Origin of the sequence: Candidatus Borrarchaeum sp. (genome assembly GCF_019058535.1) — an archaeon.
Lineage (GTDB): Archaea > Asgardarchaeota > Sifarchaeia > Borrarchaeales > Borrarchaeaceae > Borrarchaeum > Borrarchaeum weybense.
The window spans coordinates 17,639-44,373 of sequence record NZ_JAHPYX010000120.1; the positions used below are offsets into that span (position 1 = coordinate 17,639).

Here is a 26,735-nt window from a genome sequence, read left to right on the forward strand (position 1 = left end):
GCTCTTCCTAGTATAATCAATAGCATTCTCGATATTATTCATGAATCTACATTCTTTAAGGTCTTCCACACGGTATATATTGACAAATACTTATCTGCGATTTCATCCAGTTTAGGGATGGAGATCAGTTTTTGAAATAACTTATAATTCCTAGCTAAGCGAAACAACTGTGTCAGAATCTCTTCTTTATTGTTGAATCCAAGTCCTCCGTAGCCCACTAGTTCGGGATGTCCTCCTTCATTTAGGTATAAGGCCGGTAGGCCACATGCTAAAGCTTCGATGAGCGCATTGGAACAAGGATCATTCTTACTGGCAGTTATATATATGTCATGATTGCGCAATATATCTCCTAGCGCTTCTGAAGGCTGAGGAGAAATATTGTGAATATTATCAAATTCAAATGGAGTGTTTCCAACGAAAGTATATTCGAATCTGTCCCAATCTAAATGATCTTCAATCCATTTATATGTTTCGAATCCTTTGCGTAGATTATCTGACCAACTTGTAGAAATTAGGCGAATCTTTCTACGTGAAGAATATGGGATCTTTCCATTACTATGAAAAATTCTGGCATCCACCGCATTTGGAATGATGATAGGTCTTCTTGGAGTATATCCCATTTCAACAGTCTTTTGATAACTCCAATAGGATTGGAACACGGTAAAATCTGCTACCGTATTATTAATCTTAAATACTTTATCATCAAGCCCTTTATCCTTGCCCCTTACCACGACAGTAGGACCATCTACCCTGTGCACCATGCAGATATTACTATAATCCTTTCTTTGTCGATTAAATTTGTCCATGTCAAATGTGAATGAGTTGAGTACACAAATTTTAGAAGTGCTTCCTAGTCTTGTAGAAACTTTCCATCGTTTATTCTCCATTGCTTTTTTCAAAGCCATAAGGAATTGGTTTCCACCTCCCCAAGGCGGCTTATGAAAGGCATGTAAAATTGTTATGACTCCTCGTTTCGTTAATCTATCACGTAAACGACTGAAAAAGGATGCATTTAATCTTATTCTATTCTCTAGTTTATCTAAAGTCTTTGATCGTACTTTTCGACTTGTCAATTCACGATAAATTCGTGTCCAATATCTTCCTACGGCTTCTAGAGTGTGTTCTTCTTTAATTCTTTGATAATTGAGTTCAATAAATTCCGATAAATTGTTTGTTTCAATATCGTTGATTATTAAGGTAATTCCTTCTACCGGGTCTGGGTATATTGTTTTTAAGGCCAGAATATCGGTAGCTTGCCCGACGTTTGTGCTAATTATTTTGCATTTAGCAGTAGCACATTCTATTATAGCTTTTGGACCACCTTCTAGGCGACCGGTTACTAAATATAAATCGACTATGTTATAAAGAAAATTGATGGTTTCTTGAGGAAGCGTATTGATATAAAGGTCATCTTCTTCGACTTCTAGCCTCTTTCCGACATAGACAAAAGGTATTGAATATCGTGAAAGTTGTTTAAATAACCAAAATCTTCTAGGTCCCGCTAATACTACACAAATATTTTTCTTTTGTTGATAGAGTCTTTTTATCACTTCGAAAAAAACATCAGGCCCTTTAATATATTTAGGTGTCTTAAGGTCGCCCCCCTCAGTATCCCTTTGAAAACTGCCAATAAGATATTTATCCCTTGGTATATTGTATTTTTTGCAAAATTCATCTAATATAGGATCTCTCTTATCTATTTTGTAAAATATCTTCAAGTTAACAGGGTAAGGTACGTAATCTCCATCAAAATGACAATCATCAAGCATTTTTTTGGCCCTTTTGGACATCACAATCCATTTATCCACGAACGGCAATACTCTGAGATAATTGGGATGCATCAGCATATTCTTGACATCGTGTGGGATATGTGCTATAACATATTTCTCTGCAAGATATCCGGAATCAATCATTTGGAGGGCAGTCCAGTTCACCGAATGGATGATGTTACAATTTTTAAGATCGGTGAATTCGCAAAAGGGTGATAAGCACCTTCTTAAGAGATTAAGATCATCCGCAGTTGCCCATTTAACTGGATCCCCTCCCATCAAGAATACTTTATACATCTTTTGCACGCTACATCATATACTTAAAGCGGTTTAGTGGCAATTATGCCATATCCTGTTGTGTAACTGTTAAAAAACTGATTTTTTTTAAAAAATGGTCTCCTATCAAACTTCAGAGCAATTCTTTTTCCAAATACTGCTAATTTGTAAATCGTCAACCTCATAAGCCTCTTAATTCTTGACTTCATTCTCTCTTTTATAATTTCATAGGCAAAACCAGTTAGCATTTCAGAGGCAACGCTAAAAAAAAGTCCCTGTCTTTCAGTTTTAATATTCTGAAATCCAATAGCATTAAGGATCGTTTGCCAGTAATACTCTGTATATCGTCCATAATCTTGCGGATCAGGATGTATCCTGTGAAGGAAAGGTACACTAACCAGCAATAGACCTCCGGGTTTTAAGACGCGAAAGGCCTCTTTTATTACCTTTATTGGATCCAATACATGCTCTAAAAGCTCAGAGCATACAACTCCATCGAAAGAACTGTCTGGAACAGGGATATCCGCAACATCACAAAAGAAATCAGGTTCCGTGGAAGCATCGATATTAGCGTATTTTACGGATAGAGGATAACTTTCGATATTGAAATATCCCCTTTTGTTTTTCTTTTTGCCACCCATATCTAATATGTTTGCTCCTTGCTTAAACAAACAAATATTTCGAATGTAGAATTCATCTATATAATATCGTCTAAGAGTTAAAAATGTGTATATCTTCTCATTTTTCCTTTTTATCAGACACTTGCCCTCCGGTAGGTCCATAGAGATCATAGTTATTGAGTGAAGCACATTTTTTAAATTTCAAGAAAGCCATTGAAATGATAATAAGGGGTTTTAAATACTCATATCATACTTTCCCATTCAGCACAAATAAAAAGCTTTTCTTCATGTAGATCAGATTAAAGCATCATCTTAATGTGTTATAGGTAAACTTATTTACTCTCTTAAAACTGATAAGATCTAAACGTTGTTAAAAATGAAATAAGGAATGAAAATGCCCATAAATACTAAGAAAATGGAAATAGATAACACTATTTATAAACTTGAAGTTCGAGAAAACGCTTTTCAGGATGATGAGGCAACTCGAATATTGATTCCTGCATTTTTAAAAAATAAAACCGCAGCAGAATTGACTCGAATCTGTATTGACAGTATTATTAAATATACTGAGGAACCTTATGAACTCTGGTATATTGATAACAATTCGCCCCAGAAATTTACAGAATGGTTGGATCAATATCCTCAAATTAACATAATTTTTAACAAGACCGAACCAGTTAATCCATTTCGATATAGAAAAGGATATATGAAGAAAAGAGACCAAACAAAAGATGCTTCTTATGCTAATGCGATTGGATTAGAACTCGGTTGTAACGTTATCAAAGATACTGCAAAATTCGTTTTTGTAATGCATAGTGATATTTTAATTACAAAAAACGGTTGGTTAAAATTTCTAAAATCAAAATTAAATGAAAAAATAAAAGCAATTGGCATAAGAAAAGACAGGATAAGAGTTCATGCGCTCCACGTTGGAGGACTTTTTTTTGATTTCTCACTATTTAAAAAGTTAGAGATGAGTTTTCTACCTAACATAAAATGTGAAAGATATCCCAACCGTCCAGAATATGATGTAGGTGATGATATTACAATTAAATTAAAAGAAAATAACTTTGGAGTTTTTACTTGCAAAAATACCTTTAATGACATTCAATTAAATGAACTTATTCCTCCAAATAATCCGATAAAAGAATTAAAATGTGATAAGGCATTTGATGATACAAATGAAATATTTTACCTCCATTTAGGAAGAGGTGCGCCAAAATCATTCGGGAAATACAAAAGAAAAAATAAGTTGACTGCTGAACAATGGATAGATTTTGCAAAAAACTATATCTTATAAACAAAACGATCCTTAGTTATTGAAGTTTTTACGAGTAATATATTCTACTACTGTAACTGTAGAAGTGGCGAAAATGAAACAATAACTAGTGAAGTTCATAAACTCATTTTTAAATCCAATATTTAAGCGATTTATATTATTTAAGAGAACGAAAAAGAGAACTAAATTCAGATTCATGCATGACAAGGTTCTTAATACCACAATCAAGTATGATGACGCTCATAGGAAACATCTTCATCTACAATTACATCGATCTCTATCTGAGGAGAATATTAAGACATCTAAACGGTATATGTATTTAATAAATCGCTTAAGAGAAATTATTACCCCCTCAAACATGAGATTTTTGTGTGTTAGATGCAGGTCTGTTGGAGAAACCAATTATTTTAAATCTATTGGAGCAAAAAGAGTTATCAGGATCGATCTTTTTTCTGAGAGTGAAGATATAATGATAATGGATGCATGATATGACTTTCGAAGATAATAATGTTGATGTCATATTCCGTTGTCATTCTCTTGAACATGCGCGCGATTACAAAAAAACTGTTAAAGAATTTACAAGAGTTGCAAAGAATGATTCGATCTTTTTAATTGAAGTTCCAGTGAACTATGAAACTAAAGGCGCTGATTTGTGGGATTTCAAATCATTACAAGATCTCAAGAAGGTATTCCAACCATACATTGGAAAAATATTGTTTGAAGAATCTCTAGGAAAGGATGCAAAAAACAATTTTGGTACGACGGATATAATAAGGTTAATTTTTAGGATTAAGAAGAGGATTAATGGATTTTAAGCAACTCTAACTAATTAAATTCAGAGACACACCGCATCACACGAGAACTTTTTTTTATCAAACAGAATTACCTGCAATACGATTAAATCCTTTCTTAATTAATTTGATTATTTTTTCCCGATTATTAAAATGCTATCACACCAATCAATGCGATAAATTTGATTTATATATCTTGCCAGTATTCTCTCAATAATTCCTTTAGGATGTCTTTTGCTATAACGTGATATTTCAATTACTTCAAGGCCTGCATATTTATATAACATATACAAAGCTTTGTATTCCCAATAAGTGATATGAGTGATATTTGTTCTTTGACGTACGGGATGATGGATATTAGGAACAGTTGAAATTAAATAACCATTTTTTTCAAGATGTTTTGAAAGTATACAAAATAGATCTATACTATCTTGCAGACTAATATGCTCAAAAACTTGATTCGCAACAATTAAAGAAAACCGTTCATCATTAGGAATTTCTTCGACCGAAGAATAAGTAAAGTCACCACACGGGTCATTATCTAATGAAAAATATAAATCGTCTTTTAACTTTAAAAATTTCTGTAAAGGTTTTTCTTTTCCTGCACCAACATCTAGGACTTTTCCACTATGATAAAGATTTACAATTCTTTTTTGATGATTTTTTAATATTGGTAAATCTTTAATAGAGCCAAACCTCAAAAAGCACTCTCTCAGACAATCAGAGAAAAATCCGTATTCGAATTTTTTTGTATTCATGCCTAGCCTCCTTTCATAAACTCAAGAATTATTTATATGATTTCTCAATACAACCCCTCAACTTGTTGGAGGGGAGGGATGAAGTGCGTTACGTTGTTCACTTTCACGATACTCTGTAACCCTTAAATACTGTTTCGCATAGCTCATATGTAGAATTGAGCTGAGGTAACACTCACCAGGCTCACATTCACATCACGTTCAGGGCAGGAATTGTCCGTTGAGCATGTGTGACATGTCCCGTTGGGAATGAATGATTCAGGAAGCTAGCCTACTTGTAGGGTGGTAGTTAACTATGTCTATGCAATAACATGGATCTTTCTTCTTCTTTTCTCATTCCGATTATAGATAGTTGAAAAGCTATTTGTGAATATGTTCTTTATATTTTGAAAAAAATTTAAAATACCACAAATCTGCACCTATCAACTTTAAATCCTTTTTTAAACAATAATTTCTCATTAAGCATCTTTTTAATCAATGAATTCCATTTTCCATTCACTTTTGGTATGTACTAGTCCTCTTGGAATGGCATCTCCTTCAATGATAAACGGTTTTAAATCAGATATTCTTTCATAAATCTCATTGGTAATCCCATTTCTTATGCTGAAAATCATAGAATATACTCCAGGAACTAAACTGGGTGTTAAGAACTTCACAATTAACCTGTATTTACCTTTCAAAATATTACTAAATCTGATTTTATCGTACTCATTACTTATATGCCATATACAGTTGTTAACATTCATTGATTCAGCCCTAATTGCAACTGAAAAGTAAAGTTCCTCGAAATGCTTAGTTGTTTCAAACTCAAAGAATGTTATAAGTGGTTTTTCAACTTTAATTTTTTCAGTTAAGTTCCCAAATTCATCCAAAATTCCCGCGTCACCAAAAATGAAGTCTCCAGATGATATACGTACACCAGGAAGGACCATCTGTTTTTTGTTTTTGATATCTGTAAGGCTTCTCTCCCTTGCCATTTCATGATATTTTGATAAAGCTTCGTGAGTCTTTCCCAGGAAAACTTGTTTGCCATTGTTGAGTATCAACACTCTGTCGCACAATTGTCTTATATGCCCTAAATTATGGCTGACGAAAACTATTGCGTAGGCATTTTCTAAAACTTGACTTACTCGACGCAAACTTTTATTTTGAAAAGCCAAATCACCAACAGATAAAACTTCATCGATTAATAATACTTCAGGTTCGCAATGCACAGCAACAGAGAAGCCTAATCTTACAAACATCCCAGAACTATAGTTTTTCACTGGTGAATCAAGAAAATCACCGATATCTGCAAACTTAACGATATCATCAAATTTCTCCTCAATTTCTTCCTTACTCATGCCCAGTATAGCACCGTTTATATAGATGTTTTCTCTTCCTGTTAGCATGGGATGAAACCCTGCCCCAACGGCTATCAGTGCACCAGTTTTGCCTTTTATAGTGATTTTTCCTTTATCCGGCATATAAATCCCGTTCATTATTGATAAAAGCGATGTTTTACCAGCACCGTTAGGACCGATAATTCCGAGACATTCACCTTTTTTCACCTCAAAAGATACATCATTTAGAGCCCAGAATTCATCTTTTCTAAGTATGTCAGGCTTTGCGGACATCCGCAAAATATTTCTGATAGTGTCTTTTATGCCATAGGCCATGGACCGCCTGAGTGACCTAGAAAACTTCTTTGAAACATTTTCAGCTTTGATGACAACCTCATCATTTTCTGAGAAAATTTCATCATCATCTTTTAAGACTAAAATTCTATATCCGCTCCGCAATTCTTGTTTCTGCTAGATGAAAGGACATCCAACAGAAGAAAAAGACGAATACCGAAAGGCCACAGGAGATAAAATAGCTTAAGGGATGACTTAAAGTTCCAGTCAGGGCAATCTCCCTCGGTCCTATAGAAAGATAATACAAGGGGTTGATGCGAGCCAATGTAACTACAAAGCCACTTTCGGGAAGTTCATAAGCTATGGGAGTAATGAACAATAAAAAGGTTAAGCCAAGGGTAAGTATGCGTCCCAAATCTCTTATGATGCCATTTATAATTGAGCAGATGAAGCCTAGGCCACAGCTCAATAATAATATGGGAACAGCCATCAGTGGAAACATCACAAATTGCCAGTGAGGAATGAAATTATAAACTCCAAACAAAATAAACACTGCTCCCAGTTGAAACAAAAACGAGATGATGGTATTCCCAAATGTAGCAAAGACTAAGGCTTCCCGTGGAAAATTAATCTTTTTAAGCATCCCACCAGCACTTACAAGCGAATTGGTACTCTGAACTAGCCCGGTGACAAATAATTGCCAGAAGGACAACCCAAGGAGTGCGTAGATCACATAAGGTACCTCTATAGCTCCCACACTAAAAAATCCGGAGCTTCTCAACACTATAAAGGTAGCAAGCGTTACCAGCGGTATGATAAGCGCCCAGGCGACACCTAAGATTGATTGTCCATATTGTCCTTTAAAGTCCCTGACAAACAGTTGCTGGATTAACCAGTTGCTTTCTTTCGTATTGTGGAATATTTCTTTCCAGAGAATTCTATAACCTCTTTTTATTGATTGTTCTGGCTCATATACTGTTATATTTTCTTCTTTGACCATAACAACTAACCACATGTACTCTATTATAAAACTGAAGGCATTTAAATTCTGTTTGTATCTGTTTTTGCCCTTCTTAAAATTTTTTGTTAACAGATCTAGTAATTATTTTATAATTATAACTGCAAATTATTTACTCTTCATAAATCTGAGGAGCTGAATATATTTTATAAATTAAAATGGCGATTTAGATAACTCTTTAGAATTCCTCAACAAGTTTGGATGGCATTCTATCATGGAAGAGGACTTTCGGTAGTTAAAACTTTTATTTGATGAGAATGCTGAATACTAGGGTATATAACAGTTAACATATTTATAGGCATATATCGTTTTATAGACACTTCTTTCAGAGCGGGAGGTTGATGAGAGCGCACCTGTTACGCGCTAACAGCAACGTTGTCCTTTTATACTGCCTCCCCTATAGTAGTGTGCCATTAACTCACTGCCCTCACACTCCATCTTACCATCGGGATGTCTGCCGCCTTTGACCTCACTAACGCTAGCGTATCCATTAAAACTCCCACAGGATATATCCTTACGCCGTCAACTGGATATGCTCCGCGATCTTGTGATGCAGGCCGCTCAACCGTTCTAGCGGGGACTCCACTCCACTGCTGACGAGTGGATAGCCAATCGGTAAGAGATGTCTATTATGAAAGGAACGGTTTCTTTGTTACGAAGTTAATTTCATTATTTAAGCTTTCTAATCAGTTTAAACATTCGATAAATAAGCTTACGAAAATGCTCATAATAATAACAAAGGTAATATACATGAGAAATTGGTCCAAAGTTCCAATCATAATAATAGCCTAATCGTTTTGCTGCAGGATATAATATCCCCGATATCAATCTTTGTTCAAAAGAGTCTAATTCAGTGCGCCATCTATTGCTTAAAGCCATTAAAATTTTCCCTTGAATTTGTCTCTCCTCAAACATTGTGTTTGACTTAGCAGGCAGGCTATTGACAGTTGGATGTAATAAAATTTCATCCATTGAGATCTCTAGAAAACGGGCGATGTTCTTCATTTGAGTCACTGGATTTGTTACTAAATCTTCATAACGTAATATATGATATTTCTCTTTTCCAAAGCGTTCTTGATTCTGGAAACCTGCTTCAATAGAGTTTTGAATCATTTTTACATAGTTTAAGGCGTTCCAGTTCCACTTACGTAGTTTACAAAGTCGTTTTAATGATGCTATATTAGGGCGAGGATCTCGTATTATATGAATGAAGTGTGCAGCTGGAAACAAATTCTTGATTTGGTCAGTCTTCATCTCATTCCCAGGGGTTTTTTCAACCCATAACTTAGGATTGGCTGGACGCTTAGGATTAGCGCAGTAAAACGCTAAAACAACGGCAAGGAAAGAGGCACGGTCGGAAAGCGGCAAATATTCAAGCCAATAATCTAGATAATAAAGAAAGTTCAAATATGGTATATTGTGCTCTCCCAAAATCCAGAAAGGTTTCTGTCCTGTTGGATTAATAAGACGAGAGGTCCAATATGTATCCCAACCTTCCAAACGTTTAGACAATGGCAAATTATAGTGTTTATTTATCAAGTTTATCATATGAGAATCGCCAGGCATGACAATAAGTTCGGGATGACCGTCTAAAAGCTCTAAAAGTAATGATGTTCCGCTTTTCATACAGCCACAGATGAACACGCATTTATCGGTTATCTCTTTCACAGATTCTGTAAGTTTGTTATTAATATCCAAATTTCTTTCTTTGATACTCTTGAGAGTGTTTGTATAGGCTGTGAGGATCTCGCGTGTTGCTATTGTATTTTTGAGATCACGCTTTGGAAATAATCTATCTCTCTGTTCAAATATTTGATTTAAAGCAAGTCGGAAATCACCAAGTTTGTGATAGACACTATTATTGTCTGACATTATGCAATTGACATCCCAGATTTCTTAATCTTCTAAAGCAATAATTTTCCATTTTTGAACTCATTAAGTTTTGTGTTAATGAAAAGTATCCTTGAAAGTCTTTTCCCTTACGAGTAGCTCACTTTGAACAGGTAGAATAACCTTCAAGCCACCCTTTTTTCGCGTTGTTTCAAGTTTCTTTTTAAGTTGTTTGTATTTCAAAAGCATTCTAGAGTAATTGATTAACGCTTTCTTGCTTTCCCAGTTTAAAGAAATATATTTCGATCCAATTTTAGCAACATTCTCAATAAATCTGAAGGATTTTTCTCTAGCAAGATCCATCCCTTAATATCAAATGAAATAATGAGGAATTCTTATCACCGACAATTCGCTTGGAAGAAAATAAAGGTTTTATTAAAAAAGATTTAGGAGTTTCATAGGACAAGGACCTCTTTTATAACTTCTAGTTCCAGTTGTACTATTTTGTCTAACGCAAATTTTTTCAAAATATAATTTCGAGCATTTTTGCCAAGTTTAGACTGAAGGGACTCATCAGACAGAAGTGATTCTATCGCCTCTGCAATACTCTTAAAATCAGTGTTGCACAAATATCCTGTGCCTAAATGTTCAATATCTTCTCTTATTCCTGTAACATCAGTTCCGATACATGGTATACCACAACTCATGGCTTCAAGCAATGTCTTAGGATGACCCTCATAGTAAGAAGGAAGAATGAAAATTCGAGCTTGATTAATAATTAGGGGTAACTTGAAATTTGGTACAGTGCCCTTTAATGTGACATTTAATGCGTATTTATCTATCAATTGCTTGACCTTACTGTTATAGCAGCATCTTCCCACCATTAGTAATGAAATTTTGCGCTTTTCTGTTTTAAGAAAGTGAATCGCCTTTAACAAATTAGCAATATTCTTTTCTTGACTGCCTCTGCCAATAAAAACGAGATCATATTTCTTTTTGCCTCTAAATGGCTTGAAAACATTAGTTTCAACATAGTTAGGGATGACTTTTATTTTCGTTGAATCAAGCTTATAATGCTTGATAACTATATCACGTTGCCAAGCAGAAGTAACGATTCCCATATCTGCTAAAGTGAATGCGCTTTTTTCTAATTGAATGGCAGCCCTGATGATTTTTTCAGCCTTGTATTTTTTTGTTATATTTCTGCTTAGTAAGTATCCACATCGCACAATTAGTTTTTTCCCAAATTTCTTCTTAAACCATAACGGGATCTCAGACCCTCGAATCTGATTCGTCTTTAAGATGTCTGAATGCTTGATCTGGGAAAAATGTCTCAGCAATAATTGTAGAATGGGTGTTGCTTTGGTATACCACATAATTGGTAAAAGATTAATATGTTCTCTGAGTTTCCTCGAATAAACTATATCTTTGTAGCCTCCATATGTTACCATATTGACTTTTCTTAAGTACATTGACAGTTTCTTATAAAGAGCAAGTTCCCGGTCAATAATACCAACATCAGCCCACATTTTCAGGCTCATTCGTTTAGTGAAAAATAACGTTAATATGGTGTCTGCGAGTTCCATAAATAATTAGCACCTACTTAATCATCAAGTAAAGAATAAAGAATCGCCGAAAGTCTTTTCCCTATTTTAGACCAATTAAAATAATCCTCAATTCGTTTTCTTGCATTTGTTCCAAGTCTTTTTTTGAGTGATTCATCTTCTAAAAGAATTTCAAAATAATTAATTAGTTTTTTTTTCTCATAAGGGTCAAAAAGAAGACCCGTTTCATTGTTTAAAATAATTTCAGGGATACCTCCAATTTTACTTGCGATAATAGGCTTACCACAAGCTGATGCTTCTAAAAGGACGGTTGGTAAAGAATCGTGAAAAGTAGGATAAAATATAATGTCTGCAGCAGCGTATGCATATTCAACGCCCTTTAAAAATCCGGTCATAATAATACGTGAAGATAATTTGTATCTTTTTATTATTTCTTTAAAATAATTACGGTATCGTCCTTTTCCTACAATCACGAAAGAAACATCTCGATGTTTCTCCAGCATTTTTTTAATAGTTGGAAGGTGATAGGCTATCCCGCGTACTTTTTCTGGAAAATCAAAACCTAAGACACAAACAATTAACTTTTGGCTTTCTAAATTATATTTTTGTCTAAAAACTGCACCATCTACAGTTAAATTAAATCGGGAGTTGTTCACGCCATTAAAAACGGTAAAATTTTTTTTTGGGGCAGGGATATAGCCTAAAGTAACTTTTCTCAGGTAATTACAAACGGGAAGGATTATATTAGACATCTTAAGGCAGAAATTACCCAACGAATTAATCATCAGGCTTCGCGTAAAATTCATAAAGGTTTTTTGCTCTGACCTACGTTGTTTTACCTCATCCCAAAAATTTCCTCTTAAGCGAATGCAAAATGGAATAGATCTAGTAATTTTAGAAATTAAGGGATAGATATTAACAAGAGAAACTGTATCACTCATAATAAGATCTGGAGAATACTCCTGGATTTTGTTGTATATTTTTACAAGACCATATTTTTTCCCGATCACAGGTGCATTCCATCTTCCAGAGAATCCAATAATGCGTTTTACATCTATTATTTCACAAGAAATATCATGCTCTTGAATTGCAAGAGCAGTTTCTTGTGCACGTACCACTCTTTCAGCAAGATACGCTATTTTCAATTTCTTACATCTCAGAAAAATACCGTTTTTAATCAAATCTAGGCTTAAGATTATTCCTGAATATTTTTTTCAATAATTCTTTCGCCCAATTTCGCTTTTTACATCCGTTCTAATTTCACGCATTGCATATTGAATTTACATTTTAAATTATTTGTTTTCCTTAGAAAGCTTAGAAATTACGTAAATATTATGATCTCTTTTAAGAAATCCCAAAATAGCAGAAACCATGTTTACTTATGAAAAGACCAAATGTTCATTCCAGTTTCTGTCACTTTAATAATTTTACTTAACGCTTGTAAGAATAATTCTTTTAAAATTTAGAAAATTACATAATTGACTAAGTAAAATCTTATAAAGACCTCAATATAATACGAAAGTTGTATAAGACGCAATCTCAGCGAATCTGAAGTTCAGGAAGGAGAAAATTGTATTGCGCGTAAGAACTAAGAACTTAGATTGGATTATGGGATTTGCATTATTGTCTGATAGCAGCGTAGTAGTAATTTATGTAAATTATTAACGTTTCAAAAAAAAAAGCTTGGTTGAACTTTAGGGAGAAGGTCATTATGAAAAGTGGAATGCCTATATTCATTGTAGGTGTTGGGCGAAGTGGTTCAACAGTTTTCCATAGGATGTTTTCCGAACATCCCAACGTTGCTTGGCTATCCTTATTATGCGACATATGTCCAGGTAAACCATCAATAAATAGACTTCTTATGAAATCAATTGCTTATCCGATAATTGGAAGATGCCTAAGACAACTTAATCGAGGGGAGCATTATAAATTCTGGAATTATTATTTTAAAGGCTTTGGTACTCCTTGCAGAGATCTTTCACCTGAAGATGTGACAAAAAAGACAAAAGAGCAAATTAAAGAAGTAGTATCAAAAATGTTGACTAAGAAAAGAAATAAGTTTTTAGCCAAGATTACTGGTTGGCCTAGAATTGGTTTTTTACATGAAATATTCAAGGATGCAAAGTTTATTCATATATTGAGAGATGGACGGGCGGTAGCAAACTCATTGATCAATGAAGATTGGTGGTTGGGCTGGAAAGGTCCCCAGAATTGGAGATGGGGCGAACTCACGCCATCTCATAAGGAAGAGTGGGAAAAGTATAACAAATCTTTCATTGCGCTTGCGTGCATCGAGTGGAAAATTTTAGTGGGTGCCATTGAAGAGGCAAAAAGATACATAGAACACACTTATTTCTTTGAGATCAAATATGAGAATCTTTGTGCTGCCCCTCTAAGTGTATTTAAAGATGTTGTAGAATTTTGTGAACTTAAATGGACAAAGAAATTTGAGAATTCAATAAAGAAGCATAAATTGAAAAATACAAACTATAAATGGCAAAAAGAATTTAGCGACATCCAGAAAAATATTGCTGAAAATATTCTTCGCGATTATTTAAATAGATATGAGTATTTATGATTTTATTATAGACGCCATCATGGAATAGACGTATTTTTATGGATTGTTAAATCATTTAATGTCTTAAAAGCCCTGAGTTGAGCTAAAGACATGTATAGATTTATGGTTATTGCGGGCACAAGGCCGGAATTCATTAAGTTAGCGCCAGTAATTAAAGCTATTTTAGAATTCAAAGATATTGAACTTATTTTCGTGCACAGTGAACAGCATTATGATATTGAATTATCCGATGTTTTTCTTAAAGAATTAAACTTGCCCTCCCCGCATGAATTTCTCAATGTCGGATCAGGCACTCATGGAGAGCAAACCTCTAGACTATTGATAGAATGTGAACGGGTAATGAGGTCTTATGCGCCTGATTTAATTTTTGTTGAAGGTGATACTAACACGGTTCTTGGTGCAGGATTGGCTGCCATCAAGTTGAATCTTCCGTTAGCTCATGTGGAGGCTGGCTTACGAAGTTACGATAGAATGATGCCAGAGGAAATCAATCGAAAGGTAGTAGGTTTATGTGCAGCGATTCACTTTGCGCCTACGAAACGTGCTGCCTTGAATTTAATATATGAGGGGATCCCACCTAAAAAAATACATGTCACTGGGAATACTGTAGTTGATGCGTGTCTTTTCTTTTCAAAAACTGCAAAACAAAAATCAACTATATTAAGTGATCTTGGCATTCAAAAAGACAAGAAACTGGTTGTTGTAACTGCTCATAGACCTGAGAATGTAGATAATGAACGCAATTTAAGGGAAATTACTGAAGGAATCGTGGAACTTGGAAATGATGGCCACCAAATTGTTTTTTCAGTTCATCCAAGAACCAAAAAAATGTTGGAAAAAATGCGATTTAAATACGCTTCCGTTGACTCCTTTTTCCTTAGTGAGCCTTTAGGATATTTAGATTTCCTAAGACTATTGCTTGAGGCGGATTTAGTTATTACAGACTCAGGTGGTATACAAGAAGAGGCCTTAACTCTTAAATGTCCGTGTTTAACCATCAGAAGAAATACTGAGCGTCCAGAAACAGTTGAAGTTGGTGCAAACATTTTAATTGGTGCAAATAAAAATCTTTTAGTCAAATATGCCAGAAAAATTCTCTTAGATCAGAATTTTTCGTCAAAAATGCGACCTTCCTTTAATCCCTTCGGCGATGGGCGTGCTGGAGAGAGGATTGTTAAAATATCAAGGGATCATTGTAGTGAAGGTATTCAAATTGATTCCCCAACATTTTTGGAGCGTCCTCCAATGATATTTAAACTCCTCAAAGTATCAGAATCATTGGAAGGTCTAACAATAGCGGCATTAAAGAAGAAATTTCCAGAGATTGAAGTCACTCTCGTATATGATCTGGAAGGCAAGCCACTATTTCCTCAAAATGATCTGACCCTTCGTAAAGATTGGAGCATTAGAATTATCGAGTCATATTAGTGCCCATTTATTTCTTTTTAATACAAACCAAGTGTAAGTTGTCAAAGTGACATCCTCCCCATCCTTTCGGAAGGGGACTTCCAGCCGATAAAGTTAAAACGTTGAAAATTAGAGAGTTTTTCACATTATCTAAATAGATTCTTTAACAACGTATAAAGTATATTAAACCCATCAATTAACCGATTAACCTTCGATTTGCCATATTTCCTCTTATATTCAGTCTTTGGAATTTCAATTACTCTATATTTCTTCTTTAGCGCTTTAGCCAAAAGTTCAATTGTAAGCGCCATTTTTTCTTCTCTTAGCGTTTTTATTTCATGCAATATTTCTCTTTTGAATGCCCTAAATCCGCTTTGTGAGTTTAATATTCTTTTTCTGTAGCGAATTCGTAAAAGAAGAAAAGTTAACATCTCTCCAATTTTCGTTAGGAAAGGAATTCTATAATTATATTCTCCGAGATACCGAGAACCAATAACAAAATCTGCTTCATTTTCTAGTATTGGATTTATTAGATTTGGAATTTCAGCTGCCCTATTTTGATTATCGGCATCAATTGTTACGATAATATTACCTAATGCTGCTTCAAAACCTGTTAATAGTGCTGCACCATAACCTCGATTTAATATGTGTTTTATGACTACGGCATTCAATTTTTTGGCAATTTCATAAGTATCGTCTTCAGAACCATCATCAACAACAATTATCTCAGACTTATCTAAAAGATCTTTAGGAATATTTAAAATAACATTAGGTATTGAGATCGCTTCATTATAGGCAGGGATAACAATTGAAAGGAAAGGATTATTAGAGTTCATCAACTATTGATTTGTCTTGCAAAATAAAAGTCTTCTTAATGTGAAATATATAACTTTAAACTAATTCTTGGCTATCAAGAGATTGTTCATAAATAAATAATTGAAATTGGAAGTCTAAGAAAATGATATTTCCTTATCAAATTGTGATTCTAGTTTTAGTTTCAATATTCATAGGATACACACTCTTAAACTATAAAAGAGGAGAGATTTCATTTCTCGCAATGATACTATGGCTCTTGATTTGGACCTTTATGATTTATACGACCTTTTCCTTTAGATTAATAGGTTATATCGGACAAATTTTTTCAGCTCAAGCAGGACTGAATATAATTGTCGCGTTTTCGACAATATCCCTGTTTTTTGTTTGTTATGTACTTTTCATTCAAATATCAAAAATTAGAAAAGAAATTACACAAATAGTGAGATATATTGGATTAAAGGAAGCAAAAAGACTCAAGCCCGAATCACAGATTAAGAAAAAGAGTCCCCAAAAGATGTAATAAATAAAAAGAAATAATTTCAATACTTTAAGTCTTCTATTAAAAATGATCAATTAATAAAACACTTTGAATGGCAGTTTGAAAATGTCACTGCAAAACATAAATCTTCTGTATTTTACTCCATGTGAACTACATGAAGGAGTCGGAGGGAGCGCAAGGTTAGAAAATATGGTATCTATTTTTCAGCAATTAGGAGTGAACATACAACTAGTGTCCTATATACCAAGAGATGAATTTAGGATTAAATATGAGAACATTAATCGTTTTCTAAACGTAACAAAGATTTATGTTTCAAAATTAGCCCCCAAATTTATCAAAGCGTTGGCAATTCCGCTGATTCTGCTGTTTGGTTTAAAGTATGCTAAAAAAAGCGATATTTTATTTGCCCATGCACCCGGTATAATGACCGGTTTTCCCGCAATGATCCTTGCTAAAATATTTAATAAACCATTGATTGTTGATCATATGGATGTTAATGATCCTGATACGCCTGAATTTATTTTTAATAAAGTTTTACAAAACTCAACAGTTGTTTTTGTAATAAGCCATTATTTAGAAGGGGAAGTCAAAAGCAAGTTTGGAAAAACTGTGATATATATCCCAATATTCATAGATCCTGAAGTTTTTCAAATAAATCCTCTTGAGGGGAAAAAGGTAAGAGAAGGTTTGGGGATAAGGGATAATGACGTTCTAATTGGATATGCGGGATCCTTCTGGTATGTTGAAGGTGTGCCATTTCTCTTGAAAGCGTGTAAGAATTTGATTGATAAACATAAGAATATTAGACTAATTATGATTGGTAGAATGAATGTGGGTTCAGACAACATACCAATGCTTCTAGATAAACTATCACTAAGAGAAAAGGCGAATCACATTTCCCATCAACCTCGCAAACTTATTCCAAACTATCTTTCAGCATGTGATATTCTCTGCTCACCAAAGATCGATTGTGAAATTAATAGAGCCGCAAATCCTGTGAAGGTCATTGAATATTTATCTATGGGTCTGCCTGTAGTTTGTTCCGCCGTAGGTGGAATAATTGGCGCTGTAAAAAATGGAATTAATGGCCTTCTTGTAAAACCGGGCAATGTAAAGGATCTGGAGGAAAAATTGGAATGGATTATACTAAATCCCGAACAGGCGAAAGAAATGGGAAAGAATGGAAGAAAAACTGTAATAGAGAACTATAGTTATAATGCGATCAAAAATAAGATTAAGCGTGTGATTATCAAAATAAGAGAAATGAAGAAAGGAAATCAAATAATATGAGAATACTTCAAGTCACAAACTTCTTTAAACCATCATGGGAGGCAGGAGGCCCTGCAAAGATAACATACGAACTATCTAAAAAGTTGCTGGAAAGAGGTCACGAAGTTACAGTTTATACGACTGATGGTTTTAAGCGGAGGTTAAATGTAGAAAAAAATAGACCTGTAGACGTTGATGGAATAAGGACGTACTATTTTAGGAATTTGTCCAAAAGTCTCGTAACAAAGATATCTACACTTCCCTATTACGCACCATTGATAGCAAGAAAAGAGATAACAGATTTTGATATTATACATATAAATGAACTCAATATGTTAGGCTTTTTGGTTCATCGCTATGCAAAAAAATATAAGATTCCTTATGTATTGCAGGGTCATGGTTCCCTTTTTTTTAAGATAAGTGGAAGAGTTACTTTTTCTTCTGAGGGAAATATAGTTATTACAAAAAAAAGATTACTTGGAAGAATGTGGAACGTCCTCTTTGAGCGCCCAACATTATATAATGCATCAAAAATAATTGCCTTGACAGAGAAAGAAGCAGAGGAATGTAAGAAGATAAATGTAGATGAAAATAGGATTGTGATTATTCCAAATGGAATTAACTTGAATTTATATGAAAACCTGCCAAAAAGAGGAGAGTTTAGAAGTAAATATTCAATAAAAGATAACGAAAGGCTGATTTTGTACTTAGGTAGAATACATAAAATTAAAGGCATTAATTTACTCATAAAGGCATTTGCAAGTCTGCTTAAAGAATTGAAAGATGTTAGACTTGTAATTGTGGGACCAGATGATGGATTTATGCCGACTTTAATGAAACATGTAAGAGAGTCTAACATAGATAATAGAATTTTATTTACAGGGCCATTGTATGAAAAGGAAAAGTTAACAGCTTATGTTGATGCTGATGTTTATGTTCTGCCTTCGATATATGAAACCTTCCCAAATACAATACTTGAAGCTTGGGCTTGTGGTACACCTGTAATTGTGACTAATCGATGTGGCATTGCCGATTTTGTTGATAAAGTCGGATACGTGGTCAAATATAATGAAGACCAATTGCGAGGTGCAATTTCTAAGATTATAAGTGACGAAGAGTTAAGAAAAAGAATTGGAGCAGAAAGTAAGAAGTTGGTGCGAAAAGAGTTTAGTTTGGATAAAGTAATTGGAAAAATAGAAGCATTGTATGAAACAATACTAGCAAAATAAAAGCATTGTATGAAACAATACTAGCAAAATAAAATGAAAAACTAAAAACATTAATAATTACAACAATTCTCCCCGAATGATTGTGATAGATGATTTTTCCTAACAAATTTTGCAGTAGATCCTTTTTGTTTCAAGATCGTGAATCTACTACACAATAGACCTTTGCATCACCTTCTCTGAATACTAAAAGTGAATGATTTTTCTGTTAAAGATTCAAGTCCGCGATAGGGTTACATAAAACTTTTTTTTTCTAAAAAAATCAATTTTTTCGATATATTAGCGTGAAAAAATCTCCGGGCGCTGATCCTTCAACATTTTTGTAAAATAGAGTCATGTTTAGCTTTTTGGTAATATTGAGATTATTAATGGATTTTTCTCGATTCGTCAAAAACAGATGATTTCCTTCTACATGTAGGTCGTGTTGATGTAATCCCGTCCATTTTTCTCTCGTTCCTACCTTGACGAATCCAAAGAGATTCATAAAACCTCCAGGTTTCAAAATATAATATAGTTTGTTGATAAATTCTTGCGGTGAGATTGCATGATCCATAGCATTTTGACTTAAGACTAGATGAAAATTATTTTGCTCGAACAGTTCATCTAGACGCTCTCCTGTTCCTTCAATACATTTTAATGGATAATTAACCTTGTATTTTTTATTTAAATGATTATAAAGTTTTGCTAGCGGGTCTACAGTAATAATTTTCCACGCGGTTATATTTAAATATTCAAAAAATGAAGTCACGGGGCCTGAACCCACATCAATTAACTTCAACTTTTCATTGAAATCTTTTGATAAGATTTCTAACACTTGTCTCATTTCTTTCGAGTATCTATTTTTTGTTAGATTTGCATCCCACCATTCAGGATATTCGCCAGAAACATGATAACGATAATAAGCGCGTTTCCAATGAAGAATTTCTGATGAGTAATCTATGCTATTTGTTAATCTTGCATAGAACTTGTCAGAAAGAAATCTAATATAATATCTAATATTTGTTAAGGATGGATGGGTTATATCAAACCAAACACTTCTTAACATTATTTTAGTCACCCAATACCCATTAGAGGGTTTACTCGTATGGATTTCCGATCCCTGCAGTGATTTCAATTTCCGTCTATGGTCTTATGGAGTTTCAAAGAGCATCTAACCAAAAAATACGAATAAACTGGTTACGGGCGTCACTATTTTTATTTTAGGGTGGTGTTATTTTAAATAATATTTTCTAGTATTTTCGGCCAGAATTAGTAATAGCGTACAAGGATATTTTATAGATCGCCTATAGTTTAAAAAGCACAGCGCATTACTTTACAATCTATGTTTTCATATTTATTGATAAGGTAAAAATGGACCTTGAATTGAAAAACAAAGGAATTAGGAACGATATGAAAGAAATAAGCACTTGTAAAGTGCAATAACAATTCCCCGAAATCATTATTTTGAAAATAAGATTTTGCAATACATTCTTTTTTAAGATCGTGAATCTATGACACGATAGACCTTTGCGTTACCTTCTTTGAATGTTAGGACTAAGTAACTAGTTCTGTCAAAAGCATTATGATCTACAATATAATAATGTTCGTCAATCCGTCCCCGTTTCCTATCAGGGACAATAACATATGTTATACTGTATTTATAAATGATCTCTCTCGATTCTTCGCAGTCTGGATTAAAAAATGCTCGTTCACATTCATCCCACATAACTTTTAGTCCTTGATCATCGCTTCTATCAAAAAATGGTTGATTTCGAAAGAAAACGGTTTTTCGTTCTGTGATAACAGGAACCCAGTGCCCATTGTACCAAGGTGAGTTAAGAATAAATGCATCTTCAGGCGTATTATTCTTTATCCATCTCATAGCGGCAAGATCAGAACTTGTCGAGAACCTATATCTGGGCCAAATTAGATAAGAGTGCAAATAGTGCCAAGAAGAACGTGTTACATCATCAGCGAGCGTAGGGGCAGTGTAAATAGGAAATATCATACCACTTGTAATTGAAAGCACCAGTAGTACTCCGCCCTTTGGGCCGGTACAGAAAATTTTTTTTCTTAGTTGAACTAGATTCTGAATAATGATGGTTTTTGGATTCGTACAAGTGATTTGTCTTACTGCGTAATGAGTAAATTGAGCGGCGAGAATGCTGAACGGAACAATAGGACCGCGCCAACCAAGACCAAAAGCGTATATGTATAATGACACCCTCAATGGTAGAAATAGTGATATAAAATCGTTAATAATACTGAATGTAGAAAAATCGATAATCATTAAAACCCACGTTATTAAGAAAACGTCTCGCTTCTCACGTCTGAGTGATCCGAGGCACATACCCAAAACCGCAACTAAAGGTACAATAGCACCATTGTGAGAGACCATCTCTCTCAATATGTGAATTCCTGGAGAATATCTTAACTGTCCACCGATACTTTCGCTAAGAAATAGAGGTAACTGCAAGATTAACCAGGGCAGGGTCAATAGGAACGCGATACTCGGTATCAAAAGCATTACTGTGTAGTCTTGAAGATTGGGCGATTTTTTTGATAGCCATACGGTAGCAAAGAAAGGCACTTCAGCCAGAACGAAGAAAATGAAAGAATCTGGGTGCGAGAGAAATAGGGATGAAAGCGCTAGTGCTGCGATTATAACATTACCGATTCTGTTAGATTTGTTATCCAACGCTTTGAAGAAGGTTGAAAAACAAACAAAAATGATCAAGCAGCCAAGTACACTTGTGAAACCTGAATCTGCTAAGGCGCTGAATAGACCTCTCCCAATAACAAGAAACGCACAAATGAGCAAGCCAAGCCTATTATCTCCAAATTGTCGCCCAACGCTCAAAGCCGCCGGAAAAGTCATTAACCAGAGAAAATACGCTATCCCCAACATGGCATAGTTGATAGGCGTTGAAAGTAGATCAGAAAGAAATGCCACCAAAATAAAAAAGCCTGGAGAATAGAGCCACTTGATTTTAGGATAGAATGGGGCCAGCGTATTAACAGTCCCTCCCATTCGCACAGTAAGCGCCAAGTAGCCGAATCCTTGCGCGTCAACATCACCTGGAATTTCAATAGTCATCAAAGTCCAAACTGCGAAAATCACAAGTAAAAGAAAAAACACAACGAAAACGAACGCTTCCTTTGAAAGATTGATCCTTAAAATATTTTTAAAATCATCCCGAAATCCACGTGCCATACAATAAGCACTTACTAGCAATATTCCCAGGATTACATTTGCGAATAAGACAGACCAGTATGAATACCCCCAGATTGAGACAACACCAGAAGAAACTACAACAAAAAGAGCTATACCGATCCCTGGGGATAACAGTAACTTATCCACAGCATAGAGTTCAGAAATTAATGAAAGAAGCAAATAACCGGGGAAAATAACAACCATGAGAACTAACCATATTGTTAGAACAACCCCAATCATCATTAAAACAAAGCCACCTTCCACTAGTATGAAGAGTCTCCCTATTATCATTCTCTGAGGAGTAAAAAATCTACCCGCTAATGTAGATTCTTGTTTCCATTTACAAATTGGAGTAATACGGTCGCAATTCATTTAAAAATTTAAGCAAAAATATTGCTAAAAGAAGTTCAATGATTCTCTTTTTGCAATAGTTATGAAAAGAGGAATAGATTGTTCTCAATAAAGAATTACTTCTTTTAAATTAGAAAGGAGCAAGTATCTGAACGGAGAAACTTCCTACATCCCAATGGTGATAAACAACTTCCAATTGTTATATAGTGGCGTATTGAAAAAAAGCATCATTCACTGAATTACTCTGAAGGAAACCCCCTTAATAGATTAAGTAATCGTTAATGAGATTTAATCCAGAAAGGACATATAAGTTATTGATGAAATATCGATTTTAACTTTCAAAAGGATGTCAACACTGAATAAATCCTTGCTTTGCCATTTAAACTCGCGATCTATAAAATAAAATGCCTATTAAAGACATATGAAGAAGAATCCTTTACTTTATTGGATGCATCAAAAATGGACATATTACAAATTCTTCCATACTTCTCTCCTAAACATGGAGGATCTGCGACCTCACCATATCAAATCAGTAGAGCCCTTAGTAAACGTGGGCATAATGTAACGATTTATACTACAGATTTGGACACAAAAAAATCCTCCTTTGAGATTAATTCAGGCCTACGCGTTATACAATTTCATTGTGTAGCAAATATTGGAGGATTATTAATAACTCCAGCTATGGGAAACCAGTTGAAGAATGAAATAAAAGACTTTGAAGTAATTCATGCACACAACTTTAGAACATACCAAAATATAATAGTCCAACGCTATGCGAGAAAATGCAAAGTCCCCTATATTTTACAAGCTCAAGGATCTATGCCAAAGATAGGAAAGAAAAAAGGTAAATGGTTTTACGACCAACTCTTAGGCTTCAAAATACTAAAAAATGCTTCTAAAGTATTAGCTTTAACCGAAACAGAAGCTAAGCAATACAAACAGGCAGGTATTCCTAGCAGTAAGATAGTTATAATACCAAATGGCATAGATCTCTCAGAATACAATGATCTCCCGCTTAGGGGGATGTTTAGAGCAAAATTTGGGATAAACGAAGATAATAAGATAATATTGTTTCTTGGGAGATTACATTGGATTAAAGGTATAGATAACCTCCTAAGGGCTTTTGCCAGATTAAAAAAAGGATCGAAATTTGACAATATCCTTCTAGTTCTAGCTGGCCCGGATGATGGATTTTTGTCAACACTAAACTCATTAATAAACAAACTAAGAATAAAAGACAGCGTTTTAATAACAGGCCCTCTTTATGACAGGGAAAAACTTGAAGCTTACATAGATGCAGATATCTATATTCTACCATCTAGATATGAAACTTTTCCTATGACTGTTCTGGAAGCAATAGCATGCGAAACACCAATCATTTTAAGTGATAAATGCGGAATCACGGCAACAATAAAGGATAAGGTTGGAATAGTCGTTAAACCTTCACCTAAGGAAATCCAAATCGCTTTGTTACAATTATTGTCGGATGAGGATCTCCAAAAAAGGTTCAGAGATAACTGTAGGATAATACTGAAACAATTCGACATTGCAAATATTGCTGTAAAGCTTGAGAAACTCTATAATGAAGTCATTGAAGTTAGCGATCCAAAATGAGCTGCAATCTCATTCCTAATGCACAAATTCTTCTGTGAATGTATCAACAATAAGATCATTACAAAAAGTAACCTCTCATCTCATTTGCTAGTTCTTGCTCTTTTGAAGTCCTCAAAAACCTGGCTAATTTGTATATTAAAAACTTAAACGGGGAATCCATGACAATTTTTGCCAAATTTTCGCTGTAAAAGAGAGGTATTGATGCCATGTCAATCATGGTTTTTCTAATATGAAATTGTAACCTATAATGTTCCAAACTATCATTAATTTTTATTTGTTGTAGTTTTGTTGTACCCAATCCTTCTTTTTCCGCAATGAAAATATGATGAACACTCTTAGGAGGAATGCCCATTATGTTCGCTCCTAAAGAATCTGCCACAACAAGATTATTAGAGAGTAATAACAAATCTAATGGTTTTGCAATTCCGAACATTGGTCCATGTCCATCTAAAGCAAAAGTTCCATCAATTACAATTAGTTTAGGAGGTAATGATTTCGCTATTAGTGCCAGTTTATAACTCAGCTTTTTGTGAAAGAGCCCTCTCATCGTATCGGGATAACAACCCCACAGGTTTTTTATGCCAAGAGAAACTTTTGTTATCACATGCACTTTTAAAACAGGAACTGAAATGAAACAATTGACTTCATTATCTAAAAGAAGTTTTGGTAACTGAACCTTCACCTTTTTTCCTTGAATCTTCTCTTCAACAAATGCCGAGGGAAGTCTTGATAGATTAACTAAATCTACACCAACCTTTCTACAAATCTGGTACATGTTATGCCCCTTAAATGCTTCATTGGCTTTGAATGAATGATTTCCGCCATCAGATTCTCCCACAATTACATGTTCAGCCCTATCTTTAATTATTTCCAGCAAATTTTGGAGCACTTCAGGGTTGGTAGTAACCCCTTCTTTATAATAAGGAAATGTAAAATTTGGCTTTATAAAAACGATAGAGTCTTTTTTAACTTGGCTTCTCCAGTTAATGAACTCTAGGCCCCTTAATAAATTTTCTTTCAGATTAGTAATTTTTGACACATAAGCTAGATGCCTATTCACTTTTAACATACCTCATCCAATACATCGTGAAAAATCCGTCTGATCCACTTTACGAATCACATTCGTGTATTTGCCTGACTTTAAATGGAATCGACCCTTCAATGCTTCTAAAATCAAAACAAGCCCATAAGCTGATAAGATGAATAATAGCGGTTGAATTGGAACTCTGTATCTTGGCAGAACAAATGTGATAGAATAAAGTAAAGTGAAACCTAGGAATGGAACTAATAACGGCATGAGTTCTTTAATCCTTCTTCGCTCGTAAAACAGGGCGCCAATAGCTAATAAAAGCAGTGGCGCATATAATGCCCGTCTCAACGGTGGAGATTGCTCGGGTAGTATCTTTGGGAACCACCAGAAATCTACCATCTTCCGTAAACTATTGAAAAGAGTTTCCAATATATGACTGGAAATGTAAGACCTGGCTGAATCATAAAACATACGCTCAATTTCCCCCTCCTTTGTAAGCCCAGTATTTACGACCATTTCACTTGGATACCACGGTGGGATACCTGTTTCCGTGTACTTTGCGTTATTTCCCCGCCAAAGGTTGAACCCGCTTCCCTTTATGAAAACAAAATTGCCCTCATATACCATGAGGCATCTTACTTCCCAAGGCAATATTACTAGTCCGCAAAAAACTACTAGGATCGATATTGCCATTACTTTTCTTTTTAAAGAAGATTTAGGTAGAGATTTAGAAGAGAAAGCATTAAATGATTTTCTTCTTATCCAAGAGATGACAATCCATAAACTCATTAGACTAAAAACTGAGATGATTACAGGCTCAACCAGTAAAGAGAAACCGTATAGTGCACCACAGGCTCCTGCTTTCCTGTGTGTTGGTTTTTTCTGAAGGTCATATGTAAAAAAGATCAATATAGGTATCAGAAAAGTTGTAAACACTATTTGATGAAATGAAGCCACAGAGTAAAGGAAGTCAGGATAAACCGCAAAAAGCATACAGGAAATTACAGCTGTTCTCTGAGAGAAAAACATCCTTGACAAGTAATAAATTGGAAAAATAGTGAGACTCCCAATAATCACTTGAATTAGTTGAACTGCTAGTAGGGCTGTTTGGTTAACTCCAAACAGCAAAAAAAAGGTTGCAAGAAAGAACGGATAGAAAGGGGCCATAATACATGTTGGTTGTAACTGGGTCACTGGTGGGAAATAACTATACACGAACCCCCTTCCTTGAAT

General features: G+C 34.6%; 22 protein-coding genes. 8 read left to right on the forward strand and 14 right to left on the reverse strand.

Annotated features, from left to right (window positions below):
* Positions 1-38 precede the first annotated feature (38 nt).
* Positions 39-2,066, reverse strand: a complete 2,028-nt coding sequence (locus QVB70_RS06890; RefSeq protein WP_287584761.1) for a glycosyltransferase — start codon at positions 2,064-2,066, stop codon at positions 39-41.
* 23 nt (positions 2,067-2,089) lie between these two features.
* A complete protein-coding gene (locus QVB70_RS06895) occupies positions 2,090-2,827 on the reverse strand; it encodes a class I SAM-dependent methyltransferase (RefSeq protein ID WP_287584763.1) in 738 nt (245 codons plus the stop codon).
* A gap of 232 nt (positions 2,828-3,059) precedes the next feature.
* Between QVB70_RS06895 and QVB70_RS06900 the strand changes: the two genes are divergently transcribed.
* Together QVB70_RS06900 and QVB70_RS06905 are read left to right on the forward strand one after the other, a co-directional pair.
* Complete coding sequence (locus QVB70_RS06900; RefSeq protein WP_287584765.1) at positions 3,060-3,965, forward strand: glycosyltransferase; 906 nt, start codon at positions 3,060-3,062, stop codon at positions 3,963-3,965.
* Between the two features lie 467 nt (positions 3,966-4,432).
* On the forward strand, positions 4,433-4,759 hold the full coding sequence (locus tag QVB70_RS06905) for a methyltransferase domain-containing protein (protein ID WP_287584767.1): 327 nt from the start codon (positions 4,433-4,435) through the stop codon (positions 4,757-4,759).
* Positions 4,760-4,866: 107 nt separating this feature from the next.
* On the opposite strand, the gene QVB70_RS06910 is transcribed toward QVB70_RS06905, so the two are convergent.
* From QVB70_RS06910 to QVB70_RS06940, 7 genes are all read right to left on the reverse strand, one after another.
* Positions 4,867-5,493 carry a methyltransferase domain-containing protein gene (locus tag QVB70_RS06910; protein WP_287584769.1) on the reverse strand — a complete coding sequence of 209 codons (627 nt, stop codon included), beginning with the start codon at positions 5,491-5,493 and terminating at the stop codon, positions 4,867-4,869.
* Between the two features lie 467 nt (positions 5,494-5,960).
* Positions 5,961-7,271: an ABC transporter ATP-binding protein gene (locus QVB70_RS06915; protein ID WP_287584771.1), complete on the reverse strand. Its 1,311-nt coding sequence runs from the start codon at positions 7,269-7,271 to the stop codon at positions 5,961-5,963.
* Positions 7,255-8,106, reverse strand: a complete 852-nt coding sequence (locus tag QVB70_RS06920) for an ABC transporter permease (protein WP_287584773.1) — start codon at positions 8,104-8,106, stop codon at positions 7,255-7,257. Before QVB70_RS06920 ends, QVB70_RS06915 begins: the two co-directional genes overlap by 17 nt.
* 687 nt (positions 8,107-8,793) lie before the next feature.
* On the reverse strand, positions 8,794-9,996 hold the full coding sequence (locus QVB70_RS06925) for a sulfotransferase (RefSeq protein ID WP_287584775.1): 1,203 nt from the start codon (positions 9,994-9,996) through the stop codon (positions 8,794-8,796).
* A gap of 75 nt (positions 9,997-10,071) precedes the next feature.
* A complete protein-coding gene (locus QVB70_RS06930; RefSeq protein WP_287584776.1) occupies positions 10,072-10,317 on the reverse strand; it encodes a hypothetical protein in 246 nt (81 codons plus the stop codon).
* A 92-nt stretch (positions 10,318-10,409) separates the two neighbouring features.
* Complete coding sequence (locus QVB70_RS06935; RefSeq protein WP_287584778.1) at positions 10,410-11,540, reverse strand: glycosyltransferase family 4 protein; 1,131 nt, start codon at positions 11,538-11,540, stop codon at positions 10,410-10,412.
* Between the two features lie 17 nt (positions 11,541-11,557).
* On the reverse strand, positions 11,558-12,664 hold the full coding sequence (locus QVB70_RS06940) for a glycosyltransferase family 4 protein (RefSeq protein WP_287584780.1): 1,107 nt from the start codon (positions 12,662-12,664) through the stop codon (positions 11,558-11,560).
* Positions 12,665-13,230: 566 nt separating this feature from the next.
* On the opposite strand from QVB70_RS06940, the gene QVB70_RS06945 reads away from it, so the two are divergent.
* Both QVB70_RS06945 and wecB read left to right on the forward strand, forming a co-directional pair.
* Entirely contained in the window at positions 13,231-14,097 is an 867-nt protein-coding gene (locus QVB70_RS06945) for a sulfotransferase (RefSeq protein WP_287584782.1), read from the forward strand.
* A 90-nt stretch (positions 14,098-14,187) separates the two neighbouring features.
* Positions 14,188-15,525, forward strand: a complete 1,338-nt coding sequence (gene wecB / locus QVB70_RS06950; RefSeq protein WP_287584785.1) for a non-hydrolyzing UDP-N-acetylglucosamine 2-epimerase — start codon at positions 14,188-14,190, stop codon at positions 15,523-15,525.
* 125 nt (positions 15,526-15,650) lie between these two features.
* Here the strand turns inward: wecB and QVB70_RS06955 are convergent, their stop codons facing one another.
* Positions 15,651-16,340: a glycosyltransferase family 2 protein gene (locus QVB70_RS06955; RefSeq protein WP_287584788.1), complete on the reverse strand. Its 690-nt coding sequence runs from the start codon at positions 16,338-16,340 to the stop codon at positions 15,651-15,653.
* A gap of 122 nt (positions 16,341-16,462) precedes the next feature.
* Between QVB70_RS06955 and QVB70_RS06960 the strand changes: the two genes are divergently transcribed.
* The 3 genes from QVB70_RS06960 (at position 16,463) to QVB70_RS06970 (ending at position 19,317) form a co-directional block, all read left to right on the forward strand.
* A complete protein-coding gene (locus QVB70_RS06960; RefSeq protein WP_287584790.1) occupies positions 16,463-16,840 on the forward strand; it encodes a DUF2304 domain-containing protein in 378 nt (125 codons plus the stop codon).
* A gap of 84 nt (positions 16,841-16,924) precedes the next feature.
* Positions 16,925-18,109 carry a glycosyltransferase family 4 protein gene (locus QVB70_RS06965; RefSeq protein WP_287584791.1) on the forward strand — a complete coding sequence of 395 codons (1,185 nt, stop codon included), beginning with the start codon at positions 16,925-16,927 and terminating at the stop codon, positions 18,107-18,109.
* Positions 18,106-19,317, forward strand: a complete 1,212-nt coding sequence (locus QVB70_RS06970; RefSeq protein ID WP_287584792.1) for a glycosyltransferase — start codon at positions 18,106-18,108, stop codon at positions 19,315-19,317. The genes QVB70_RS06965 and QVB70_RS06970 overlap by 4 nt, the downstream gene beginning before the upstream one ends.
* A 259-nt stretch (positions 19,318-19,576) precedes the next feature.
* Here QVB70_RS06970 and QVB70_RS06975 read toward each other — a convergent pair whose 3' ends face one another.
* On the reverse strand, positions 19,577-20,359 hold the full coding sequence (locus QVB70_RS06975) for a methyltransferase domain-containing protein (protein ID WP_287584794.1): 783 nt from the start codon (positions 20,357-20,359) through the stop codon (positions 19,577-19,579).
* Positions 20,360-20,788: 429 nt separating this feature from the next.
* Positions 20,789-22,750 (reverse strand): DUF6541 family protein, encoded by a 1,962-nt coding sequence (locus QVB70_RS06980; protein ID WP_287584796.1) that lies wholly within the window; start codon positions 22,748-22,750, stop codon positions 20,789-20,791.
* A 567-nt stretch (positions 22,751-23,317) separates the two neighbouring features.
* Here QVB70_RS06980 and QVB70_RS06985 point away from each other — a divergent pair.
* Positions 23,318-24,472, forward strand: coding sequence for a glycosyltransferase (locus QVB70_RS06985; protein ID WP_287584798.1), 1,155 nt, complete (start codon positions 23,318-23,320; stop codon positions 24,470-24,472).
* A 58-nt stretch (positions 24,473-24,530) separates the two neighbouring features.
* Here the strand turns inward: QVB70_RS06985 and QVB70_RS06990 are convergent, their stop codons facing one another.
* Together QVB70_RS06990 and QVB70_RS06995 are read right to left on the reverse strand one after the other, a co-directional pair.
* The gene (locus tag QVB70_RS06990; RefSeq protein WP_342766549.1) at positions 24,531-25,541 is read right to left on the reverse strand and encodes a DUF362 domain-containing protein; all 1,011 of its coding nucleotides are present in this window, start codon (positions 25,539-25,541) and stop codon (positions 24,531-24,533) included.
* A 3-nt stretch (positions 25,542-25,544) separates the two neighbouring features.
* A partial coding sequence (locus QVB70_RS06995; protein WP_287584803.1) for a glycosyltransferase family 39 protein occupies positions 25,545-26,735 on the reverse strand: 1,191 nt, incomplete at its 5' end.